The sequence below is a fragment of the Actinokineospora sp. NPDC004072 genome, from assembly GCF_053604195.1.
The window spans coordinates 111,785-135,434 of record NZ_JBSGHB010000013.1 but is presented as its reverse complement, the minus strand read 5'-3'; the positions used below and the strand labels follow the sequence as shown (position 1 = coordinate 135,434).

The 23,650-nt window shown below is 76.3% G+C and carries 2 protein-coding genes (1 of these 2 only partly in view); both read left to right on the top strand.

The genetic code is table 11. The annotated features are described in order from the left end of the window. Positions 1–14 precede the first annotated feature (14 nt). Complete coding sequence (locus ACWEPX_RS21170) at positions 15–17,657, top strand: non-ribosomal peptide synthase/polyketide synthase (protein WP_451898923.1); 17,643 nt, start codon at positions 15–17, stop codon at positions 17,655–17,657. Then, on the top strand, positions 17,654–23,650 hold the beginning of the coding sequence (locus ACWEPX_RS21165) for a non-ribosomal peptide synthase/polyketide synthase (RefSeq protein WP_451898922.1). 13,134 nt of this gene lie beyond the right edge of the window; the window shows 5,997 of its 19,131 coding nt (coding positions 1–5,997); its start codon is at positions 17,654–17,656; its stop codon lies beyond the right edge, outside the window. Before ACWEPX_RS21170 ends, ACWEPX_RS21165 begins: the two co-directional genes overlap by 4 nt.

Sequence of the window (23,650 nt, the reverse complement as noted above, 5' to 3'; positions counted from 1 at the left end):
CGAAAGGCTCACCGATGACGACTCGGGACGGTGCCCGGCTGGCGGATTTCCTCGCCGGGTGGGTCGCGGACACCCCGGACGCGCCCGCGCTGCGGCACCCGGGCGGCGAACTCTCCTTCGCCGAGCTCGACGCCGCGGCGGGCGGGCTCGCGCGGCGGCTGCTGGCGCTGGGCGTCGGCCCGGAGCGGCTGGTCGCGCTGGCGCTGCCGCGGTCGGCGGAGATGGTGGTCGCCCAGCTGGCCGTGCTCAAGGCGGGCGCGGCGTTCCTGCCCGTCGACCCGGACTACCCGCCCGAGCGCATCCGGCACATGCTCGCCGACGCCGCCCCCGCGGTGGTGGTGGCCGCCGCCGACCGGACGCCGCCCGACTGCGCTGCGCCGGTGCTGCTGCTCGACGGCAGCACCGAGCCGGGGATGCCCGCGGTGGCGACCGAGGCGGCGCACCCGGCCTACGTCATCTACACCTCGGGGTCCACCGGCAGGCCCAAGGGCGTCGTCGTCACCCACGCCGGGCTGGCGGCCTTCGCCGCGGCCGAGGCCGAGCACTTCCAGGCGGGCCGCGGCGACCGGGTGCTGCTGTTCTCCTCCCCCAGCTTCGACGCCGCCGTGCTGGAGCTGTGCCTGGCGCTGGCCGCGGGGGCGACGATGGTCGTGCCGCCACCGGGCCCGCTGCTCGGCGCGGACCTCGCTGCGGTGCTGGGGCGCGAGCGCATCACCCACACGCTGATCCCCCCGGTCGCCCTGGCCACCGTCGACCCGGTGGACCTGCCGCACCTGCGGACGCTGGTCGTCGGCGCGGACGCCTGCCCGCCGGACCTGGTCCGGCGCTGGGCCCCGGGCCGACGCATGATCAACGCCTACGGGCCGACCGAGGCGACCGTCGTCGCCACCTGGAGCGAGCCGCTCTCCCCCGGCGGCCCCGATGGCGACGTGCCGATTGGCACGCAGATCCCGGGCACGCGGGTCTACGTGCTCGACGCCGACCTGCGCCCGGCCGACACCGGCGAGCTGTACGTCGCGGGTGACGGCCTCGCCCGCGGGTACCTGGGCAAGCCCGGGCTGACCGCGCAGCGGTTCGTTGCCGACCCCTACGGCGCCCCCGGCACCCGGATGTACCGCACGGGCGACCTCGTGCGCCGCGGCGACGACGGGCAGCTGCGGTTCCTCGGCCGCGTCGACCACCAGCTGAAGATCCGCGGCTTCCGGGTCGAGCCCGGCGAGGTGGAGGCCGTGCTGCGCGAGCAGCCGGGCGTGCGGGACGCGGTCGTGGTGGCCCGCGCGGACGCCAGCGGCCTCAAGCGCCTGGTGGCCTACGTGGTGGGAACCGACGGCGCCGGGCTGCGGGAGCGGCTGGCGCAGGTGCTCCCCGCGCACCTGGTGCCCGCTGCGGTCGTCGGCCTGGCGGCGTTCCCGTTGTCACCCAACGGGAAGCTGGACCGCTCGGCGCTGCCCGAGCCGGTCTGGCAGACCACGACCGCACGCCCGCGGACGGCTGCGGAGGCCGCCGTGACCGCGGTGTGGGCGCGGATGCTGGGGCTGCCGGAGGTGGGCGTCGACGACGACTTCCTCGCCGTCGGCGGCGATTCCATCCTGGCGACCCGGATCGCGGCCGAACTCGGCGTCGGCCCGCGGGAGGTGTTCCAGGCCCGCACGCCCGCCGCCCTGGCCGAGCTGGTGGGCGGGTCCGCGGCAGCGGAGCCGATCGAGCCCGCCGCGGGCCCGGTGCCCCTCTCGGCCGCGCAGCGCAGGCTGTGGCTGCTCGACCGCGCCGACCCCGGTTCGACCGAGTACAACACCGGCGTCGCCGTCCACCTCGCGGGCGCGCTGGAGGTCGCCGCCTTGCGCGAGGCCCTGAAGGCGGTGGCGCGCAGGCACGAAGCGCTGCGCACGACGTTCCGCGACGGCTACCAGATCGTCTCCCCCGACGCCGCCCTGCCGCTGCGCGTGAGCACGCCCGCGGACCGCGAGCAGGCGATGACCGACGAGCTCCGCACGCCGTTCGACCTGGAGACCGGCCCGCTGACGCGCGCGGTCCTGCTCGCCGACGGCCCGGAAGACCACGTGCTGCTGGTCGTCCAGCACCACATCGTCACCGACGGCTGGTCGGTGCGGCTGCTGGTCGAGGAGCTGCTGGAGCACTACCGCGCCGCCGTCGACGGCGACGAGCCGGACGTGCCCGCGCTCGCGGTGACCTACCGCGACTTCAGCGCGTGGCAGCACGCCCGGCTGACCGACGACGCGCTGGAGCCGCACCTGCGGCGGCTGCGCGCGGACCTCGCCGGGCTGCCGGTGCTCGACCTGCCGACCGACCACCCCCGGCCGCCGGTCCGCTCGCGGGCGGGCGCGGCCCACCGCGTCGACCTGGGCGCCCCGCTGGCCGAGGCGCTGGCCGGGCTGGCGCGGGCCGAGCAGGCGTCGCTGTTCACCGTGCTCACCGCCGCCGTGCAGGTGCTGCTGTCCACCTACACCCGCCAGCGGGACGTCGCGGTCGGCACGATCACCGCGGGGCGGGAACGGCCGGAGGTCCACGACCTGCTGGGGTTCTTCGTCAATACCGTGGTGCTGCGGTCCAGAGTGGATAGACGGGGAACGGTGTCCGACCTCATCGCCGCGGTACGGGAGACCGTGCTGGAGATGTTCGGCCACGCCATCGTGCCGTTCGACCGGCTGGTGGAAGAGCTCAAGCCGGCGCGCGACGCCGCGCGTACGCCGCTGGTGCAGGCGCTGGTCCTGCTCCAGCAGCCCGAGCCCGGGCCGCGGGAGGTCGCCGGGCTGCGGGTGGCCGAGCGCCCCCTGCCCCGCCCGGCGGCCCGGTTCGACCTGGTCTTCGAGTTCACCCCGCGCGCCGACACCCTCGATCTGGTCGTGGAGTACGACACCGCCCTGTTCGAGCCCGCGACGGTCGACCGCATCGCCGCGCACCTCGCCCGGCTGCTGGCGGCCTTCGCCGAGGCCCCGGGCGCGCGGCTCGGCGAGCTGTCCGCGCTGGCCGACGACGAGCGGGCGCGGGTGCTGGAGGAGTGGAACCCGCCGGTCGCGCCCGCGACCGACGCCGTGCTCCCGGAGCTGTTCGACCAGCAGGTCGCACGCACCCCGGATGCCGTCGCGGTGGCGTGCGACGGGACGGAGCTGACCTACCGGGAGCTGGCCGAGCGAGCCAACCGGCTCGCGCGGGAGCTGGTGGCGCGCGGCGCGGGCCCGGAGCGGTTCGTGGCGGTCGCGCTGCCGCGCACGCCGGAACTCGTGGTGGCGCTGCTGGCCGTGCTGAAGTCGGGCGCGGCCTACCAGCCGATCGACCTGGCCTACCCGGCCGAGCGCATCGCCGCGCTGCTCGCCGACACCCGCCCGGCGCTCATCCTCAGCGAGGCCGACGGGCTGCCGGGCACCGTGCTCGCCCCCTCCCGGCTCGACCTGTCCGGGCACTCCCCCGACCCGCTGCCCGCGCGCGTGCGGCCGGACCAGCCCGCCTACGTCATCCACACCTCCGGCTCCACCGGCCGACCCAAGGGCGTCGTGGTCCCGCACACCGCGGCCGCCGACCTCGCCGCGTGGGCCGCCGCCGAAACGGGCCCCGCCCTGTCCAGGGTGGCCGCGTCGACCTCGCTCAACTTCGACGTCTCGGTGTTCGAGATCTTCGGCCCGCTGCTGTCGGGCGGGTGCGTCGAGCTGGTCAGGGACGTGCTGGCGCTCGGCGAGGGCGCGGCGGCCGGGGCCAGCCTGATCAGCGGCGTGCCGTCGGCGTTCACCCAGCTCCTGGCTGGCGGCGGGCTGGCGGCGCGCCCGTCGCTGGTGGTGCTGGCGGGCGAGGCGCTGACCCCGCACGTCGCCCGGCAGGTCGCCGACGCGCTGCCCGGGGCGCGCATCGCCAACATCTACGGCCCCACCGAGGCCACCGTGTACGCCACGGCCTGGTTCGCGGGCGACGACATCGCGGGCACCGTGCCCATCGGCAGGCCGATCACCGGCGCCCGCGCGTACGTGCTCGACGACGACCTGCGGCCGGTCCCGGTCGGCGTCCCCGGCGAGCTGTACCTGGGCGGGCGCGGCCTGGCCCGGGGCTACCTCAACCAGCCCGGCCTGACCGCGAGCCGCTTCGTCGCCGACCCGCACGGCGGGCCGGGCGCGCGGATGTACCGCACCGGCGACGTGGTCCGCTGGAGCGCCGAGGGCGAGCTGGTCTACCTGGGCCGCGCCGACCACCAGGTCAAGATCCGCGGCTTCCGGGTCGAGCTGGGCGAGGTCGACGCCGCCCTGGTGCGCCACGACGAGGTCCGCGAGGCCGTCACCGTGGTCCGCGACGACGGCGGGCACCGGCGGCTGGTGTCCTATGTGGTCGGTTCAGCCGATCCGGCCGGGCTGCGCGGCTTCCTCGCCCGGTCGCTGCCGGACTACCTCGTCCCCGCCGCGGTGGTCGGGCTCGACGCGCTGCCGCTGACCCCCAACGGCAAGCTCGACCGCGCCGCCCTGCCCGCGCCCGACTTCGCCGCAGGCACCGACCACGTCGCCCCGCGCACGGAGACCGAGCGCGTGCTCGCCGAGGTCTGGGCGGCGGTGCTGGGCGTCGAGCGGGTCGGCGTGCACGACAACTTCTTCCTGCTCGGCGGCGACTCCATCCTCGGGCTGCGGGTCGCGGCGCGGGCCAGGGAGCGCGGGCTGCGCGTGGTGTCCCGGGACCTGTTCACCCACCAGACGATCGCCGCGCTGGCCCCGCACGTCACCGCCGCGGTCCGCGCCGACCAGGGCCGGGTGACCGGCGACGCGCCGCTGACCCCGGTCCAGCACTGGCTGTTTGAGACCAACAACCACCCGGACCACTTCGCGCAGACGATCACCCTGGCTCTCACCCCCGATGTCGACCTCGACACCCTGCGCGCCGCGCTCACCGCCCTGGTCGACCACCACGACGCGCTGCGCACGCGGTTCGAGAACGTCGACGGCGCATGGCGCCAGCACACCGCGGCCACCGAGACCGCCGACCCGCTGGACGCCACCATCACCCTGGCCACCGGGCCGATGCTCAGCGCCCGGCTCACCGGGTCGAGCCTGGAGCTGGCGATCCACCACCTCGTGGTCGACACCGTGTCGTGGCAGATCCTGCTCGAAGACCTCGGCACCGCCTACGCCCAGCTCCGGCGCGGCGAGCCGGTGCGCCTGCCCGCCAAGAGCACGTCCTTCCGCGACTGGGCCCACGCCCTGGCCGCGCACGCCCAGGCGGGCGGGTTCCTGGGCGAGCAGTGGTCGCAGCTCGACCCCGCGCTGCCCGTCGACCACCCGGGCGACCCCATCGGAACCCGCGAGGTCACCACACGCCTGACCCGGGAGCAGACCGCGGCGCTGCTGCACGAGGTCCCCGACGCCTACCGCACGCGGATCAACGACGTCCTGCTCGCCGCGCTCGGCCGGGTGCTGGCCGACTGGACCGGCCGCGACGCGGTGCCGGTCACCGTGGAGAGCCACGGCCGCGAGGACGACCTGATCCCCGACCTCGACCTGTCCCGGACGGTCGGCTGGTTCACCGCGATGCACCCGGTCGCCGTGCGCGGGCACGCCGACTGGGCGACCGCGCTCAAGGCCACCAAGGAAGACCTGCGGGCGATCCCCCACCACGGCATCGGCTACGGCGCCCTGCGCCACCTGTCGAAGGACCTCCCGGCCGTCGCCGAGCCGCTGATCAGCTTCAACTACCTCGGCCAATCCGACCTGCCCGACACCGCCGGGCTCGTCACCGGGGTCGAACGCCCGCTGGAATTGGTCACCCACCCGGACGCCCGGCGCCCGCACCTGCTCGACGTGGTGGCCAAGGTCGAGTCCGGCGAGCTGTCGGCCACCTGGTTCTACTCCCCCGGCGTGCACGACGAGGCCACCGTCGCCCGCCTGGCCGATGCGCTGACCGCCGCGCTCGCCGAGATCATCGCCCACTGCGCCGAGCACGGCGGCCGCACGCCCGCCGACTACCCGCTCGCGCGCCTCACCCAATCCCAAGTGGACGAGCTGGTGGGCGACGGGCGGGACGTCGAGGACCTGTTCCCGCTGACCCACGCCCAAGCGGGCATGGCCTTCCACCGGGGCTCTGGCGCCTACTTGCAGCAGATCGACTTCGTGCTCGACGACGTGCCCGACCCCGGCGCGCTGGCCCGGGCGTGGCAGACCGTGGTCGACCGCACGCCCGCGCTGCGCGCCGAGCTGGTGTGGGAGGGCGTGGCCGAACCGCTGCAGCGCATCCGGCGCGGGGTGCGGCTGCCGGTGCGGCTGCTCGACTGGACCGGCCTCGACCAGGCCGCCGAGCGGGAGCGGCTGCTGGCCGCCGACCGCGCCGAGGGCGTCGACCTGGCCACCGCCCCGCTCACCCGGGTCGCCATCGCGCGCCTGTCGCCGACGCGGGTGCGGGTGCTGTGGACGTTCCACCACGTGCTGCTGGACGGCTGGAGCCTGTTCCACGTCCTGTCCGACGTGCTGGCCGCGCTGCGCGGGGACGGCGTCCCCGAGCGGCCGCCGTTCCGCGACCACCTCGCCTGGCTGGCCGAGCAGGACCACGCCGCGGCCGAGGCGTACTGGCGCGAGGCGCTGGCGGGGATCACCGACGCGACCGGGCTGCCCTTCGACCGCCAGCCCACCCAGGGCCACGAGGCGCGGTCGAGCGGCCGGGAGGACGTCCGCCTCGACGCGGGGTCCACCGCCGCGCTCACCGCCTTCGCCCAGCGGCACGGCCTGACCCTGGGCACCGTCCTGCGCGGCGCGTGGGCGCTCATGCTGGCCCACCACGACCTGGGCAAGCGGGACGTGCTGTTCGGCACCACCGTCTCCGGCAGACCCGCCGAGCTGGCGGGCGTGGAGTCGATGGTGGGCATGTTCATCACCACCATCCCCACCCGCGTCCGGGTCTCCCCCGGCGACGCGCTGCTGCCGTGGCTGCGCGCCCTGCAGGACGAGCAGGCCCGCGCCCAGCGGTACGACTACCTGCCGCCCGCCCGCGTCCGGGCGGGCACCGGCCTGCCCGAGCCGCTGTTCCACAGCATCCTCGTGGTCGAGAACTACTCGGTCACCGAGCACGGGCTGCACGAGCTGACCGGGGTGGAGACGACCAACTACCCGCTGAGCGCGGTGGTCTACCCGGGCGCGGAGCTGGGCGTGACCATCGGCTACGACCCCGCCCTCTTCGACGCGGCCACCGCCCGGCGCCTGGCGGGCAGGCTGCTGACCCTGCTGCGCGGCATGGCCGCCGACCCGGACCGGCCCGCGCTGGAGATCCCCGTCCTCGACGCCGACGAGCGCGCGCAGCTGACCGGGTGGCAGGGCGGGGCGGAGGCCGCCCCGGCGGGGACGGTCCCGCAGGTGTTCGCCGAGCGCGTCCGGACCGCGCCCGACTCCCCCGCCGTGGTCTCCGACAGCGGATCGATGACCACCGCGGAGCTGGCGGAGCGCGCCAACCGGCTGGCGCACCGGCTGCTCGCGCTCGGGGTGCGGCCGGAGGAGCCCGTCGGGCTGCTGCTGGACCGCTCGCCCGAGGTCGTGGTCGCCGAGCTGGCCGTGCTCACCGCGGGCGCGGCTTACCTCCCGATGGACGCGCGGGCCCCGCTGTCCCGCCAGCACGACCTCCTGGCCGCGGCAGGCGCGCGCGTGGTCGTGACCGACCGGGACTACGAGTGGAACCACGTGGTGCGCGTCGATGACCCGACGCTGGCCGGTGAGTCCGCCGAAGCGCCAGCGGTGGCGATCGCCCCGGAGAACCTGGCGTACGTCATGTACACCTCGGGGTCGACGGGCACGCCGAAGGGGGTGGCCGTCCGGCACGCCGACATCGCCGCCCTCGCCGCCGAGCACCGGTTCGCCCCGCACGACTGCGTGCTGCTGCACTCCCCGCTGGCCTTCGACGCCACCACCTACGAGATCTGGGCCCCGCTGCTGCGCGGCGGGCGGGTCGCCGTCGCCCCGCCCGGCGACCTCGACCCGGTGCTGCTGCGGCGGCTGGTCGCCGAGCACGGGGTCACCGGGATGTTCGTCACCTCAGGCCTGTTCCGGGTGCTGGCCCAGGAGGACCCGGGCTGCATGGCGGGGCTGCGCGAGGTGTGGACCGGCGGCGACGTGGTGCCCGCCGCGGCCATCCGGGCGGTGCTGGCCGCCTGCCCGGGGCTGACCGCCGTGGACGTGTACGGGCCGACCGAGACCACCACGTTCGCCACCTGCCACCCGATGACGGGCGAGGTCCCGGAGAACGTGCCGATCGGCAGGCCGCTGGACGGCATGCGCGCCTACGTGCTCGACGCCGACCTGCGGCCGGTCCCGATCGGCGCGCCCGGCGAGCTGTTCCTCGCCGGGGCCGGGCTGGCCCGGGGCTACCTCGGCCAGCCGGGCCGCACCGCGGACCGCTTCCTGGCCGACCCGTTCGCCGCGGGCGGGCGGATGTACCGCACGGGCGATGTGGTGCGGTGGTCGGCCGACGGGGACCTGCACTTCCTCGGCCGGGTCGACGACCAGGTCAAGGTGCGCGGGTTCCGCATCGAGCCCGGCGAGATCGGGGCCGTGCTCGGCCGCCACCCCGACCTCGCCCAGGCGGTCGTCGTCGCGCACCGCGACGGGGGCCGGACCCGGCTGGTCGGCTACGTCGTGCCCGCCGACGGCCGCACCGCCGACCCGGTGGCGCTGCGCGAGTTCCTGGCCGCCGCGCTGCCGGACTACATGGTCCCCGCCGCGCTGGTGCCGCTGGCCGCGCTGCCGCTGACCGCGAACGCCAAAGTGGACGTCCGCGCCCTGCCCGAGCCGGACTGGTCGTCGGCGGAGCGGCACGTCGAGCCGGGCACCGACGCCGAGCGCGTGCTGGCCGAGATCTGGGCGGGCCTGCTCGGCGCGGACCGGGTCGGCGCGCTGGACAACTTCTTCGAGCTGGGCGGCGACTCGATCCTGAGCATCCAGATGGTCTCCCGCGCCCGCTCGGCCGGTCTGGCGCTGACCGCGCGGGAGGTCTTCACCCACCCGACGCTGGCCGCGCTCGCCGCCCGCGCGACCCCGCTGGCCGACACCCCCGCCGACCAGGGCCCGGTCACCGGGCCCGCGCCGCTGACCCCGATCCAGCTCTGGTTCCTCGACGCCCCCAACCCCGACCACGGCCAGTTCACCCAGGCCATGACGCTGCACCTGGGGCCGGACCGGGACGCCGTGCGCCGCGCGGTGAACGCGGTGGTCGAGCACCACGACGCGCTGCGCATGCGGTTCACCCGCGACGGCGACGGCTGGCGCCAGCACGGCACCGCGCCCGAGCCGGTCGACGTCGAGGAGGCCTGCGGCGAGCCGGAGGCGGTCGCGCGGGCGCTCGCCGAGCGGCTCGACCTCGCCGACGGCCCCCTGCTGCGCGCCGCGCTGCTGCCCGACGCGGAGCTGGTGCTGGTCATCCACCACCTGGTGGTCGACGGCGTGTCGTGGCGGATCATCGTCGAGGACCTGGCGACGGCGTACGCGCAGGCCACGAGCGGGCAGCCGATCCGGCTCCCGGCCAAGACCACCTCCTTCCGCGACTGGGCGCAGGCGTTGCGGGAGCGCGACTTCAGCGGCGAACTCGACCACTGGCGCGGCATCGACGCCGATCCCGAGCTACCCGTCGACGGGTCGGGGACCGGGACCGTGGCCACGATGTGCGAGGTGGCGGCCCGGCTGGACGCGGCGACGACCCGGGCGCTGCTCAACGACGTGCCCGCCGTCTACCGCACCCGCGTGGACGACGCCCTGCTGGCCGCCCTCGGCCACGTCCTCACCGGCTGGACCGGCCGGGACCGGGTGCTGGTCGACCTGGAGGGCCACGGCCGCGAGGAGGACGCGGTCGACGCGGCCGTCGACCTGTCCCGCACGGTCGGCTGGTTCACCACCATCTACCCGGTCGAGCTGCACGCGCACCCGGACTGGGCGAGCGCGCTCAAGGCGACCAAGGAGCACCTGCGGGCCGTCCCCGGCCGCGGCATCGGCCACGGCGCGCTGCGCCACCTGGCGCGGGCGCTGCCCGGCGCGGCGCCGCGGATCAGCTTCAACTACCTGGGCCAGTTCGACGGCGGCCTCGGCGGGCACGCCCACCCGGGCATGCCGCGCCCGCACCAGCTCGACATCGTCGCCCAGGTGCGCGACGGCGAGCTGGAGTTCACCTGGTACCACGACCGCGACCGCCACCGCGCCGAGACCGTGCGCGGCCTGGCCGAGGGGCTGCTGGCCGCGCTGCGCGGGATCGTCGCCCACTGCGCCGAACCGGGCGCGGGCGGGCGCACGCCGTCGGACTTCCCGCTGGCCCGGCTCGACCAGTCCCAAGTGGACTCCCTGGCGGGCGCGGTGGACGACGTCTACCCGCTCACGCCCATGCAGGAGGGCATGGTCTTCCACTCGCTGGACACCGACGCCTACTTCAATCAGGTCGTGCTGACCCTCGACGGCATCGACGACCCGCACGCGCTGGCGACGGCGTGGCGGGACACGGTCGCGGCCAACCCGGTGCTGCGCACGCAGGTGTGGGAGGGCGCGCTGCAGGTCGTGCGCGGGGACGTGGAGCTGCCGGTCGAGGTGCTGGACTGGTCCGGGCAGGACCGGGCCGCCGCGCTGGCCGATTTCCTCGCCGCCGACCGCGCGCGGGGCATCGACATCACCGCGCCGCCGCTGCTGCGGGTGGCGATCGCGCCCGAGCCGGGCGGGCGGGCCGTGGTGGTGTGGACCTTCCACCACGTGCTGCTCGACGGCTGGAGCGCCGCCGAGGTGTTCGGCGAGGTGTGCACCCGGTACGCGGGCGGCGAGCCCGCGCGGCGCAGGCCGTTCCGGGACTACCTGGCCTGGCTGGCCGAGCGCGACCAGAGCGAGGCCGAGCGGTTCTGGCGGGCCGAGCTGGCCGGGGTCGCCGAGCCGACGCCGCTGCCGTTCGACCGCCGCCCGGCGGGCGCGCACCGGGCCGCGTCGAGCCGCACCGCCCGGCTGGAGCTGCCCGCCGACGTCTCCGAGCTGGTGCGGGCGCAGGCCCAGCGGCACGGGCTCACCGTCAGCACGGTCGTGCAGGGCGCGTGGGGCCTGCTGCTGGCGCGGTTCAGCGGCCGCGACGACGTGGTGTTCGGCACCACGGTGTCGGGGCGGCCGCCGGACCTGCCCGGGGTGGAGTCGATGGTGGGCCTGTTCATCAACACCGTGCCCACCCGGCTGCGGGTGCGCCGCGGCGTGCCGGTCGCCGAGTGGCTGGCCGAGGTGCAGACCCGCCAGGCCGAGGCCCGCCGCTACGACTACGCGGCGCTGAGCAGGCTGCGCGCCTGGAGCGACGTGCCCGCGGGGGCGAACCTGTTCGACAGCATCGTGGTGTTCGAGAACTACCCGTTCGACGGCGACGCGCTAGCCGCCACCGGCGTGCGGCTGGTGGAGAGCAGCGACGACGAGCCGACCAACTACCCGATCAGCGTCGTCGCGCGACCCGGGGACACCCTGGTGCTGGACATCGACCACGACCCGGCCCTGTTCGACGCGGCCACCGCGGCGCGGCTGGCCGACCACCTCCGGCTGCTGCTGACCGCCATCGCCACCGACCCGAGCACGCCGCTGGACGCGCTGCCGGTGTTCACCGACGCCCAGCGCGCGGCGCTGGCCCCGACCCCGGAGCCCGAGCCGGAGACCGTCACCGACCGGTGGGCGCGGGTGCTCGCCGCGGACCCGGACGCCACCGCGGTGGTCGCCGACGAGTTGTCCTGGTCGCGCGCGGAGCTGGACGCGCGGGCGAACCGGCTGGCGCGCGAGCTGCGCGGAATCGCCGCCGAGGAGCCGGTCGCGCTGCTGATGGACCGCTCGCCGCAGGTCGTCGTCGCCGAGCTGGCGGTGCTCAAGGCGGGCGGCGCCTACCTCCCGCTGGACACCCGCGCCCCGCGCACGCGGCTGCGCGAGCTGGTCGGGCAGGCAGGCGCGCGGATCGTGCTCACCGACCGGGCGTGGGCGTCGGTGGCCGCCGAGATCGGCACCGCGGTGCGGGTCGATGACCTCGACGACCGGCCGGTGGGACCACCTGCGGTGGAGATCGCGCCGGACAGCTTGGCCTACGTCATGTTCACCTCCGGATCGACGGGCACGCCGAAGGGCGTGGCGGTGCGGCACCGCGACATCGCCGCGCTGGCCGCCGACGACCGCTTCGCCGGGCACGGCTGCGTGCTCCTGCACTCCCCGCTGGCCTTCGACGCCACCACCTACGAGCTGTGGGTGCCGCTGCTGCGCGGCGGCCGCGTCGCCGTCGCCCCGCCCGAGGAGGTGGACCCGGCGCTGCTGCGGCGGCTGGTCGCCGACCACGGCGTGGACGGGCTGTGGCTGACCGCCGGACTGTTCCGGGTCGTCGCCGAGGACGACCCCGGCTGCCTGGCCGGGCTGCGCGAGGTGTGGACCGGCGGCGACGTGGTGCCCGCCGCGTCGGTGCGCGCGGTGCTCGACGCCTGCCCCGGGCTGACCGTGGTGGACGGCTACGGGCCGACCGAGACGACGACCTTCGCCACCGCCTACCGCATCCCCGGGCAGCCGCCCGAGGTCATCCCGATCGGCGCGCCGCTGGCCGGGGTGCGGGCGCACGTGCTCGACGCCGACCTGCGGCCGGTCCCGATCGGCGCGCCGGGCGAATTGCACCTGGGCGGCAGCGGGCTGGCCCGCGGCTACCTGGGCAGGCCCGGGCTCACCGCGGCCCGGTTCGTCGCCGACCCGTTCGGCGCGCCCGGCGAGCGGCTGTACCGGACCGGGGACGTGGTCGCCTGGACCGACGAGGGCGAGCTGCGCTTCCTGGGCCGGGTGGACGACCAGGTGAAGATCCGCGGCTTCCGGGTCGAGCCGGGCGAGGTCGAGGCGGTGCTGGCCGAGCACCCCGGGGTGCGCCAGGTGGTCGTGGTGGTGCGCGCCGACGGCCGGGCCAAGCGGCTCATCGCCTACGTGGTCGGCGACGCGGGCGGCTTGGCCGAGTTCGCGGCCGAGCGGCTGCCGGACTACCTGGTGCCCGCCGCGATCGTGCCGATGGCGGAGTTCCCGCTCACCGCCAACGGCAAGGTCGACCGCCGCGCGCTGCCCGAGCCCGCCGCCGAGGCGCCCGCCGCGGCCCGGGTGGCCCCGCGCACGCCCGCCGAGGCCGCGCTGGCCGAGGTGTGGGCGGGGGTGCTCGGGGTGGCCGTCGGGGTCACCGACGACTTCTTCGCCCTCGGCGGCGACTCCATCCTCAGCATCCAGGTGGTCACCCGGGCCCGCGCGCACGGGCTGCGGATCACCCCGCGGGACGTGTTCGACCACCCGACCGTGGCCGGGCTCGCCGCGGTCGCCCAGCCGTTGGCCGCCGCGGGCGACGACGGCCCGGTCACCGGGGACGCGCCGCTGACCCCGGTGCAGCGCTGGTTCTTCGACACCATCGGCGCGGACCCGACCCGGTTCGACCAGTCGATCGCGCTCACCCTCACCCCCGGCTTCGACCCGGCCGCGCTCGACACCGCCCTGCGCGCGCTCGTGGAGCACCACGACGCCCTGCGGATGCGCTACACCCGCGAGCCGTCCGGGTGGCGGCAGCACAACGCGGGGCCGGACGACCGCCCGGTGACCGGCGGCGGCTACGACCTCGGCGCGGGCAAGCTGGTCAGCGCCGAGCTGTCGGGATCGGTGCTGCGCCTGGGCATCCACCACCTGGTGGTCGACGGCGTGTCGTGGCGCATCCTGCTCGAAGACCTCGACATCGCCTACCGGCAGGCGTTGGCGGGCGAGCGCGTCGACCTGGGCAGGCGGACGACGGCGTTCCGCGACTGGGCGCGCGGCCTGCTCGCGCACGCGGGCGACTTCGCCGACGAGGCGCCGTACTGGCGCTCGGTGGTCGCCGGGGACGCCGCCCTGCCGGTGGACCTGGCCGGGGCGAACTCGGTGGCCTCGACCGCGGAGACCACGGTGTGGCTCGACGCCGAGGAGACCGCCGCCCTGCTGCGCGACGTGCCCGCCGCCTACCACGCGCGGGTCAACGACGTGCTGCTCACCGCGGTCGGGTCGGTGCTCACCCGCTGGGCGGGGCGGGACCGGGTGGTGGTCGAGGTCGAGGGCCACGGGCGCGAGGACGTCGTGCCCGGGGCCGACTTGACCCGGACCGTGGGCTGGTTCACCACGATGTACCCGGTGGCGCTGGAGCGCCGCGACGACCTCGCGGAGGCGTTGCGCGCCACCAAGGAGACCCTGCGGGCCATCCCGCGCAACGGCATCGGCTACGGCGTGCTGCGGCACCTGGCCGGGGAGTTCCCCGAGGTCGCCGACCCGGCGGTGGGGTTCAACTACCTGGGCCGGTTCGACTGGTCCGCCGTCACCGGTGGGCTGGTGGCCGAGGTGGGGTCGCTGGGGTCCGATGTGGGCCCCACGTCGAGCAGGCCGCACCTGCTCGACGTCGTGGCCCGGGTCGAGGGCGACCGGCTCGGCATCACGTGGATGTACTCGACCGAGGTGCACCGCGCCGAGACCGTGGCGGGCCTGGCCGAGCAGACCGCGGCGGCGCTGCGGCGGATGATCGGGATGGGCGGGGGCGGGCACACGCCCTCGGACTTCCCGCTCGTCCGGCTCGACCAGTCGCAAGTGGACTCGCTGACCGGGGGGCGCGCGGTGGAGGACATCCTCCCGCTGACGCCGATGCAGGCGGGCATGGTCTACCACGGCGTCGCGCAGGCCGAGCAGGGCGTCTACGTCGAGCAGGTGACCTTCGTCGTGGCGGCCGACGACCTGGGCGCGCTGGCGGCGGCGTGGCGGCACGTCGTCGCGCACACCCCCGTGCTGCGCACCGCCGTCGCCTGGGACGGGCTGCCCGACCCGGTGCAAGTCGTGCACCGGGAAGTGGAGCTGCCGGTCACCGAGCTGGACTGGACCGGCGGCGACGACGCCGAGTTGCTGGCGGAGCTGCTGGCCGCCGACAAGGCGTGCGGCATCGACGTGACCGCGCCGCCGCTGCTGCGGGTGGCGCTGGCCCGGCTGTCGCCGACCGAGGTGCGGGTGCTCTGGACGTTCCACCACGTGCTGCTGGACGGCTGGAGCGTCTTCCACGTGCTGGGCGACGTGCTCGCCGCCTACACCGCCCTGCGCGCGGGCCGGACCCCCGCCCCCGCCGACCGGCCGCCGTTCCGCGACTACCTGCACTGGCTGTCCAGCCAGGACGCCGAGCGGGCGGCGGAGCACTGGCGGACGGTGATGGCCGGGTTCGCCGAGCCGACCCCGCTGCCGCTGGACCGCCTGCCGGGCCCGGAGCACGCCGCCCGCTCCGCCCGGTGGGTGGCCGCCGAGCTGGGGGCCGAGCGCACCGCGGCGCTGACCGCGTTCGCCCGCAGGCACCAGCTCACGGTGAACGCGCTGGTCCAAGGCGCATGGGCGCTGCTGCTCGCGGCGCACAGCGGCCACCGCGACATCTGCTTCGGGGCGACGGCCGCGGGCAGGCCCGCCGACCTGCCCGGCGTCGACCGGATCACCGGCATCTTCATCACCACGCTGCCGGTGCGGGTGCGCGTGCCCGGGGAGCAGCCGGTCGTGGCGTGGCTGCGGGCGCTGCAGGCCGACCAGGCCGCGGCGCGCGCGGCCCAGCACGTCTCCCCGGCCGTCGCGCAGGCCGGGAGCGACCTGCCCGCGGGCGTGGCGGCCTTCGACAGCATCGTGGTGTTCGAGAACTACCCGGTCACCCAGGAGGAGTCCGGTCCGCGCCTGCGCGACCTCGACGCGCGGGAGACCACCAACTACCCGCTGACGCTGGTCGCCGCGCCTGGCGAGCGGCTGGGCATCGAGCTGGGCTACGACCCCGACCTGGTGGGCGCGGACAGCGCTCAGCGGCTGTGCGAGCACGTGGTGTCGCTGCTGGAGACGCTGGTGGACCACCCGGAGACCCCGCTGGGCGCGCTGGACCTGCGCCCGCCCGCCGACCGCGCGCTGGTGGCGCAGTGGAGCGGGGCCGCGGCGGCCGCGGACGGGCTGATCACCGAGCGCATCGCCGCCCAGGACCCGGATCGGTCCGCGCTGGTGGGCGAGCAGGGCGAGGTGACCTACGGCGAGCTGGCGGCCAGGGCCAACCGGCTGGCGCACCTGCTCGTGGAGCGGGGCGCCGGGCCGGAGTCGGTCATCGCGCTGGCGCTGCCGCGGTCGGTGGAGATGGTGGTGGCGCAGCTCGCCGTGTGGCAGGCGGGCGCGGCCTACCTGCCGATCGACCCGGCCTACCCCGCGGAGCGGATCCGGTTCATGCTCGCCGACGCCGACCCGCTGCTGCTCATCACCGCCCCCGGCCTGGTTGACGGGGTGGACGTGCCGACGATCGAGCTGGACGCGACCACCGCGGCGGACCGGCCCGACCACGCCCCCCGGGTCGAGGTGCGGCCCGAGCACCCGGCGTACGTCATCTACACCTCCGGGTCCACCGGGCGGCCCAAGGGCGTCGTGGTCACCCACGCCGGGCTGCCCGCCTTCGCCGCGGCCGAGATCGCGCACCTGGACTGCGGGCCGGGCGACCGGGTGCTGCTGTTCTCCTCCCCCAGCTTCGACGCCTCGGTGCTGGAGCTGTGCCTGGCGCTGCCCGCGGGCGCGGCGCTGGTGGTGCCGCCCGCCGGGCCGCTGCTGGGCGAGCACCTGGCCGACGCGCTCATCCGGCACCGGGTGACGCACGCGCTCATCCCCCCGGTCGCGCTGGCCACGCTCGACCCCGGCACCGAGCTGCCGGACCTGCGCACGCTCGTCTCCGGCGGCGACGCCTGCACCCCCGAGCTGGTGCGCCGCTGGGCGCCGGGCAGGCGGATGATCAACGCCTACGGCCCCACCGAGTCCACTGTGGTCACCGCGTGGAGCGGGCCGCTGGCGCCGGGCTGCGGCACGCCGATCGGGCGGCCGGTCCCCGGGACCGCGGTGCGGGTGCTCGACGCCGACCTGCGGCCGGTGCCGGTCGGCGCGCCGGGCGAGCTGCACGTCGGCGGGATCGGCCTGGCCCGGGGCTACCTGGGCAGGCCGGGGCTGACCGCGCAGCGGTTCGTGCCCGACCCCGACGGCCCGCCCGGGTCGCGGCTGTACCGCACGGGCGACCGGGTGCGGTGGACCGCCGACGGGGTGCTGGAGTTCCTGGGCCGCACCGACCACCAGGTCAAGGTGCGCGGCTTCCGGGTCGAGCCCGGCGAGGTCGAGGCGCGGCTGCGCGAGCACGCCGGGGTCGACGACGCGGTCGTGGTCGCCCGGGACGACCGGCTGGTCGCCTACGTGACCGGCAAGGTCGACACCGGCGCGCTGCGGGCCGCGCTGGGCCGCTCGCTGCCGGAGCACCTGGTGCCCGGGGTGGTCATGGCCCTGCCCGCGCTGCCGCTGACCCCCAACGGCAAGCTCGACCGGGCCGCGCTGCCCGAACCCGACGTGGCGGCCGGGCCCGGCCGGGTCGCCCCGAGCACCGACACCGAGGCGGTGCTCGCCGAGATCTGGGCCGAGGTGCTCGGCCTGCCCGAGGTGGGCGTGACCGACAACTTCTTCGACCTCGGCGGCGACTCGGTGCGCGCGCTGCGGGTCGGCTCCCGCGCGCGGGAGGCGTTCGACGTCGCCCTGTCCCCCCGCGACGTGCTCACCGCCCGCACCGTCGCTGCGCTCGCCGAGGTCGTGGAAGACCTGGTCCTGCTGGACCTGGAGCGCGCCGCACTCGTGCCCGAGGAGGCCACCGAATGACGACCTCGCGCCAGGACCGCGCCGCCAAGCTGCCCGCCCACCTGCGGGAGAAGCTGGCCAAGCGGCTCGCGGGCCGAGCCACCCGCGCCGATGTGATCCCCGCGGCCGACCGCGGCGGCCCGCTGCCGCTGTCCAGCGCGCAGCGGCGGCTGTGGTTCCTCGCCCAGCACCAGGCCAGCGGCTACACCAGCGCCGTCGCCCTGCGGCTGACCGGCAGGCTGGACCGGGCCGCGCTGACCGCGGCCCTGGACGCGCTCGTCGCCCGCCACGAGTCGCTGCGCACGACCTACACCGACGGCCCCGCGCAGGTGGTGCACCCGCCCACCGGGATGCCGTTGAAGGTCGTGGCCTGCGCGGGCACCGACATGGATACCGACGTGGATGCCGTGCTGGAGCACGAGTACGCCCAGCCGTTCGACCTGCGCGAGGGCCCGGTGGCGCGGGCGGTGCTCGTCGTGGAGTCCGCGACCTCGCACGTGCTGCTGCTGCTCGCCCACCACATCGCCACCGACGGCTGGTCGATGGGGGTGCTGGTCGCCGAGCTGGGCGAGCTGTACGCGGGCGCCGCCGAGCTGCCCGCGCCCCCGGTCGCCTACGGGGACTTCGCCGTCTGGCAGCGCGAGCGGCTCGACGGCCCGGCGCTGGAGGCGCAGGTCGCGCACTGGACGGCCGGGCTGGCCGGGCTCACCCCGCTGGAGCTGCCCACCGATCGGCCGCGCCCCGCGACGGCCTCGGGGGCGGGCGCGGTGCACGAGTTCCGGCTCCCGGCCGCGCTGAGCGCGGCGCTGGTGGAGCAGGCGCGGGCCCGGCAGGTGACGCTGTACCCGGTGCTGGCGGCGGCCTGCCAGGTGCTGCTGTCCCGCTACGCCCGCCAGCGCGACGTCGCGGTCGGCACGGTCACCACCGGCCGGGGCAGACCCGAGCTGGAGCGGGTCGTCGGCTTCTTCGTCAACACCGTCGTCCTCCGGTCCGATGTGGACCCGTCCCTGCCGTGGCACGCCTTCCTCGACCGGGTCAACGAGACCGCGCTGGAGGCCTTCGCCCACGACGAGGCGCCCTTCGACCGGCTCGTCGCGGCGACCGGCGCGACCCGCGAGGCGGGCCGCAACCCGCTGTTCGACGTCATGGTGCTGCTGCAGAACACCCCCGCCCCCGGCAGCGGGTTCGGCGACCTGGCCGCCCGCCCGGTCCCGGTGGGCAGGCACACGGCGAACTTCGACCTCACCTGGGAGTTCCAGGAGGTGGACGGGACGCTGGCCGGGTCGGTGGAGTACGCCACCGACCTCTTCGACGCCGCCACGGTCGAGCGGATGGCCCGCCACCTGGTCGCCCTGCTGGAGTCCGCCGCCGCCGACCCGGACTGCCCGGTCGGGCGGCTGGCCATGATGACGCCCGAGGACCGGGCGGCCCTGGCCCTCGGCGACCGCACCGCCGCCGCACCCGCCCCGACGACGGTGCTCGACGCCTTCGCCGCACAGGTCCGCCGCACCCCGGACGCCCCCGCGGTCACCGCCGACGGCACCACCCTGACCTACGCCGACCTCGACGCGCGGGCCGACCGGCTGGCGCGGCGGCTGCTGGCCGAGGGCGTGCGCCCGGAGGAGCGGGTCGGCCTGCTGCTGGAGCGCTCGCCCGCCGCCATCGCCGCCCAGCTCGCCGTGCTCAAGGCGGGCGGGGCCTACCTGCCGCTGGACTCCCGCTCCCCGGACCAGCGCATCGAGCAGGTGCTGACCGCGGCGGGCGCGCGCGTGCTGATCACCGACCGGCAGGCGCCGGGCGGCTGGCACGGCACCGTCTTGCTGCCGAACTCCGGTGTGGACGGTCCGGTGCTGCCCGGGGCGCGCGTCGCGCCGGACAGCCTGGCGTACGTCATGTTCACCTCGGGCTCGACCGGGACGCCGAAGGGCGTGGCCGTGCGGCACGCCGACATCGCGGCCCTGGCCGCCGACGCGCGGTTCGCGGGCGGCGACCGGGTGCTGGTGCACTCGGCGCAGGCGTTCGACGCGAACACCTACGAGGTGTGGGTTCCGCTGCTGACCGGCGGCACCGCGGTCGTCGCCCCGCCCGGTGAGGTCGACGCCGCGGCGCTGCGGCAGGCCGTCGAGCGGCACGGGGTGACCGCCGCGTGGGTGACCGCGGGCCTGTTCCGCGTGCTGGCGCAGGAGGACCCGCTGGCCTTCGCGGGCCTGCGCACCGTGCTGACCGGTGGTGATGTGGTCCCGTCCGCGGCGGTCCGGCGCGTGCTGGCCGCCTGCCCCGGGCTGGTGGTGGTCGACGGCTACGGCCCGACCGAGACGACCACCTTCGCCACGACCCACGCCGTCGCCGAGCCGGTCCCGGAGGCCATCCCGATCGGCACGCCGCTGGACGGCATGGCCGCCCACGTCCTCGACGCCGACCTCAACCCGGTCCCGCCCGGCGTCCCGGGCGAGCTGTACCTCGCGGGAGCCGGCCTGGCGCGCGGCTACCTCGACCAGCCGGGCATGACCGCGGGCGCGTTCGTGGCCAACCCGTTCGGGCCGCCTGGCTCGCGGATGTACCGCACCGGCGACGTGGTCCGCTGGACCGGTGGGGTGCTGGCCTTCCTCGGCCGCGCCGACGACCAGGTCAAGATCCGCGGCTTCCGGATCGAGCCGGGCGAGGTCGAGACGGCCCTGTCCGCGCAGCCGGGCGTCGCCGAGGCCGTGGTGCTGGCGCGCCGGGAGACCGGGGGCGCGCGGCTGGTGGCCTACCTCGTCGCCGAGGGCGCGCAGCCGGACACCGAGGAGCTGCGGGCCCGCCTGCGCCGCAGCCTGCCGGACTACCTGGTGCCCTCGGCGTTCGTGTGGCTGCCCGCGCTGCCGATCACCGCCAACGGCAAGGTCGACCGCCGCGCCCTGCCCGCCCCCGAGCTGCCCACGACCACCCGGACCGCCCCGCGCACGCCCGAGGAGGCGGCGCTGGCCGCGGTGTGGCGGGACGTGCTCGGCGTGGCCGAGGTGGGCGTGGCCGACAACTTCTTCGAGCTGGGCGGCGACTCCATCCTCAGCATCCAGCTGGCCTCCCGGGCGCGGGCCGCCGGGCTGCCGGTCACCTCCAAGGACCTGTTCCAGCACCAGACGATCGCGGACCTGGCGGCCAACCTCGCCGCGCCTGCCGAGGCCGTCGCCGAGGTGGTCGCCGGTCCGGCCCCGCTGACCCCGATCCAGCGCTGGTTCCTCGACCCGCGGCCGGAGCAGGCGCACCACTTCACCATGTCGGTGTTCGTCGACCTGGCCCCGGACGTCGACCTGACCGCCCTGCAAGCCGCCCTCGACGCGCTGGTCGCCCACCACGACGCCCTGCGCACCCGGTTCGCCGACGGCGTGCAGGACATCGCGCCCACCGGCGGCTGCCCGCTGGTGCTCGGCGCGGACGTCGAGGAGGACGCGCTGGCCGCCCAGACCGGGATGGACCTGGCGCGCGGGCCGCTGCTGCGGGCGGTGCTGTTCCCCGACCGGCGCCTGCTGCTGACCGCCCACCACCTGGTCGTGGACGGGGTGTCCTGGCGCATCCTGCTCGCCGACCTGGAGACCGCCTACCGGCAGGCCGCCGCGGGCGAGCCGGTCGAGCTGGAGCCGGTGGGCACGGCCTTCGGCCAGTGGGCGCACCGGCTCGCCGAGCACGTCGCCGACGGCGGCTTCGCCGAGGACCTGGACTTCTGGCGGTCGCAGTCCGGGTCCGCCGATCTGCCGGTGGACGGGCCGGGCGAGCCGGTGGGCGTGGCGGCGGTGACCGTCCGGCTCGGCCGCGACGACACCGCCGCCCTGCTGCGCCAGGTGCCCGCGGTCTACCGGACGCAGGTCAACGACGTGCTGCTGAGCGCGCTGGGCCGCACGCTGGCCGACTGGACCGGCCGCGACCGGGTGCTCGTCGAGATGGAGGGCCACGGCCGGGAGGACGTGCTGCCCGGGATCGACCTCTCCCGCACGGTCGGCTGGTTCACCAGCCAGTACCCGCTGCTGCTGCGGGTGGCGGACGGCTGGGCGGACACCCTCAAGTCCGTCAAGGAGCAACTGCGCGCGGTGCCGCGGCGCGGGCTGTCCTACGGGGCGCTGCGCTACCTGGGCGGGCACGACGACCTCACCGCCCACCCGCAGATCAGCTTCAACTACCACGGCCAGTGGGACAGCGGCGCGGCAGCCGACGGGCTGATTCGCGGCCGGTCCACCCCGCCGGGCGCGGACGCCCCGCGCGAGCGCCGCCGCGACCACCTCATCGACGTCGCCGGGGTGGTCGACGGCGGCGAGCTGGAGCTGACCTGGCTCTACTCCCCCGGCGTCCACACCGCCGAGACGGTGCGCCGCCTGGCCGAGGACATGGCGGCGAACCTGCGGGCGATCGCCGCCCACTGCGCCGACCCGGCCGCGGGCGGCCGCACGCCGTCGGACTTCACCGCGACCGGCCTCACCCAGGAGCAGGTGGACCGGCTCGTGGGCGACGGGCGGGACGTCGAGGACATCTACCCGCTGACCCCGCTGCAGGCGGGCATGCTCTTCCACAGCCTGGTGGACGAGACCTCCGGCGCCTACCACGACCAGGCCCGGCTGCGGCTGACCGGCGTCGGCGACCCGGGAGCGCTGGCCCGCGCGTGGCAGGAGACCGTCGACCACAACCCGGTGCTGCGCGGCTCGATCGCCTGGCGCGACCTGCCCGAGCCGGTCATGGTCGTGCACCGCCGCGTCACCCTGCCCGACGACGACTCGCCGATCGATCTGACCCGGGCGCCGCTGATGCGCCTGTCGATCACCCCGCTGGGCGGGGACGAGGTGCGTCTGGTGTGGACGTTCCACCACATCCTGCTGGACGGCTGGAGCCTGGGCCAGGTGCTGGCCGAGGTGTGCGAGCGCTATGCCGCCATCGTGGGCGGCCGCCCGCCCGTGGTGCCCGCCCGCGCGCCGTACCGGGACTACCTGCGGTGGCTGGCGTCGCGCGACACCGCCGCGGCCGAGCAGCACTGGCGGGGCGTGCTAGCCGGGTTCACCGACCGCACCCCGCTGCCCTTCGACCGCCCGCCCGCCGAGGCGCACCGCGCGGAGTCGTCGTGGTCGGTCCGGCTCGCCCTGACGCCCGCGCGCACCGAGGAGCTGCGGGACGTGCTGCGGCGGCGGGGCCTGACGGTCAACACGGCCGTGCAGGGCGCGTGGGCGCTGCTGCTGTCCTGCTTCTCCGGGGAGCGGGACGTCGTGTTCGGCACGACGGTGTCCGGCAGGCCGGACGACCTGCGCGGGGTCGAGGGCATGGTGGGCATGTTCATCAACACCGTGCCCACCCGCGCGCAGATCGCAGGCCACCGCGACCTGGCCGGGTGGCTGGCCGACCTGCAGGCCCAGCAGGCCGAGTCGCGCCGCCACGACTTCGCGCCGCTGGCCCAGATGCGCGCGTGGAGCGGTGGCGCGGGCGCGCTGTTCGACAGCTCGGTGGTCTTCGAGAACTACCCGTTCGACGAGGCGGCGACCGGCGGCATCGGCATCGCCGAGGTCGACGCCACCGACACCACCACCTTCCCGCTGAGCGTCCGCGCCCACCTGGACGACCGGCTGCGCGTCGAGCTGTCCTACGACCCGGACCTCTTCGACACCGGCACCGCCCACCGCATCGCCGACCACTACGCCTGCCTGCTCGACGCGCTGGTCGACCTCGACCGCCGCGTCGCGGACCTGCCCGCGCTCTCGGCGGCCGACCGCGAGCGCGTGCTCGTCACGTGGAACGGCGACGCCGAGCCGGTGCCGGGGCCGACGATCCCGGAGCTGTTCGCGGCCCAGGCCGCCCGCACGCCCGACGCCGTCGCGCTGACCGATCGCGGCGAGCACCTGACCTACGCCGAACTCGACGCCCGCGCCAACCGCCTCGCCGCCCTGCTGGCAGCACGCGGCGCGGGGCCGGAGCGCCTGGTGGCCCTGCTGCTGCCGCGCTCGGCCGACCTCGTCGTCGCCGTGCTCGCGGTGCTCAAGTCGGGCGCGGCCTACCTGCCG

Coding starts and splice junctions, on each gene's coding strand:
- ACWEPX_RS21170 (WP_451898923.1), top strand. CDS start 15: ATGACGACTCGGGACGGTGCCCGGCTGGCGGATTTCCTCGCCGGGTGG.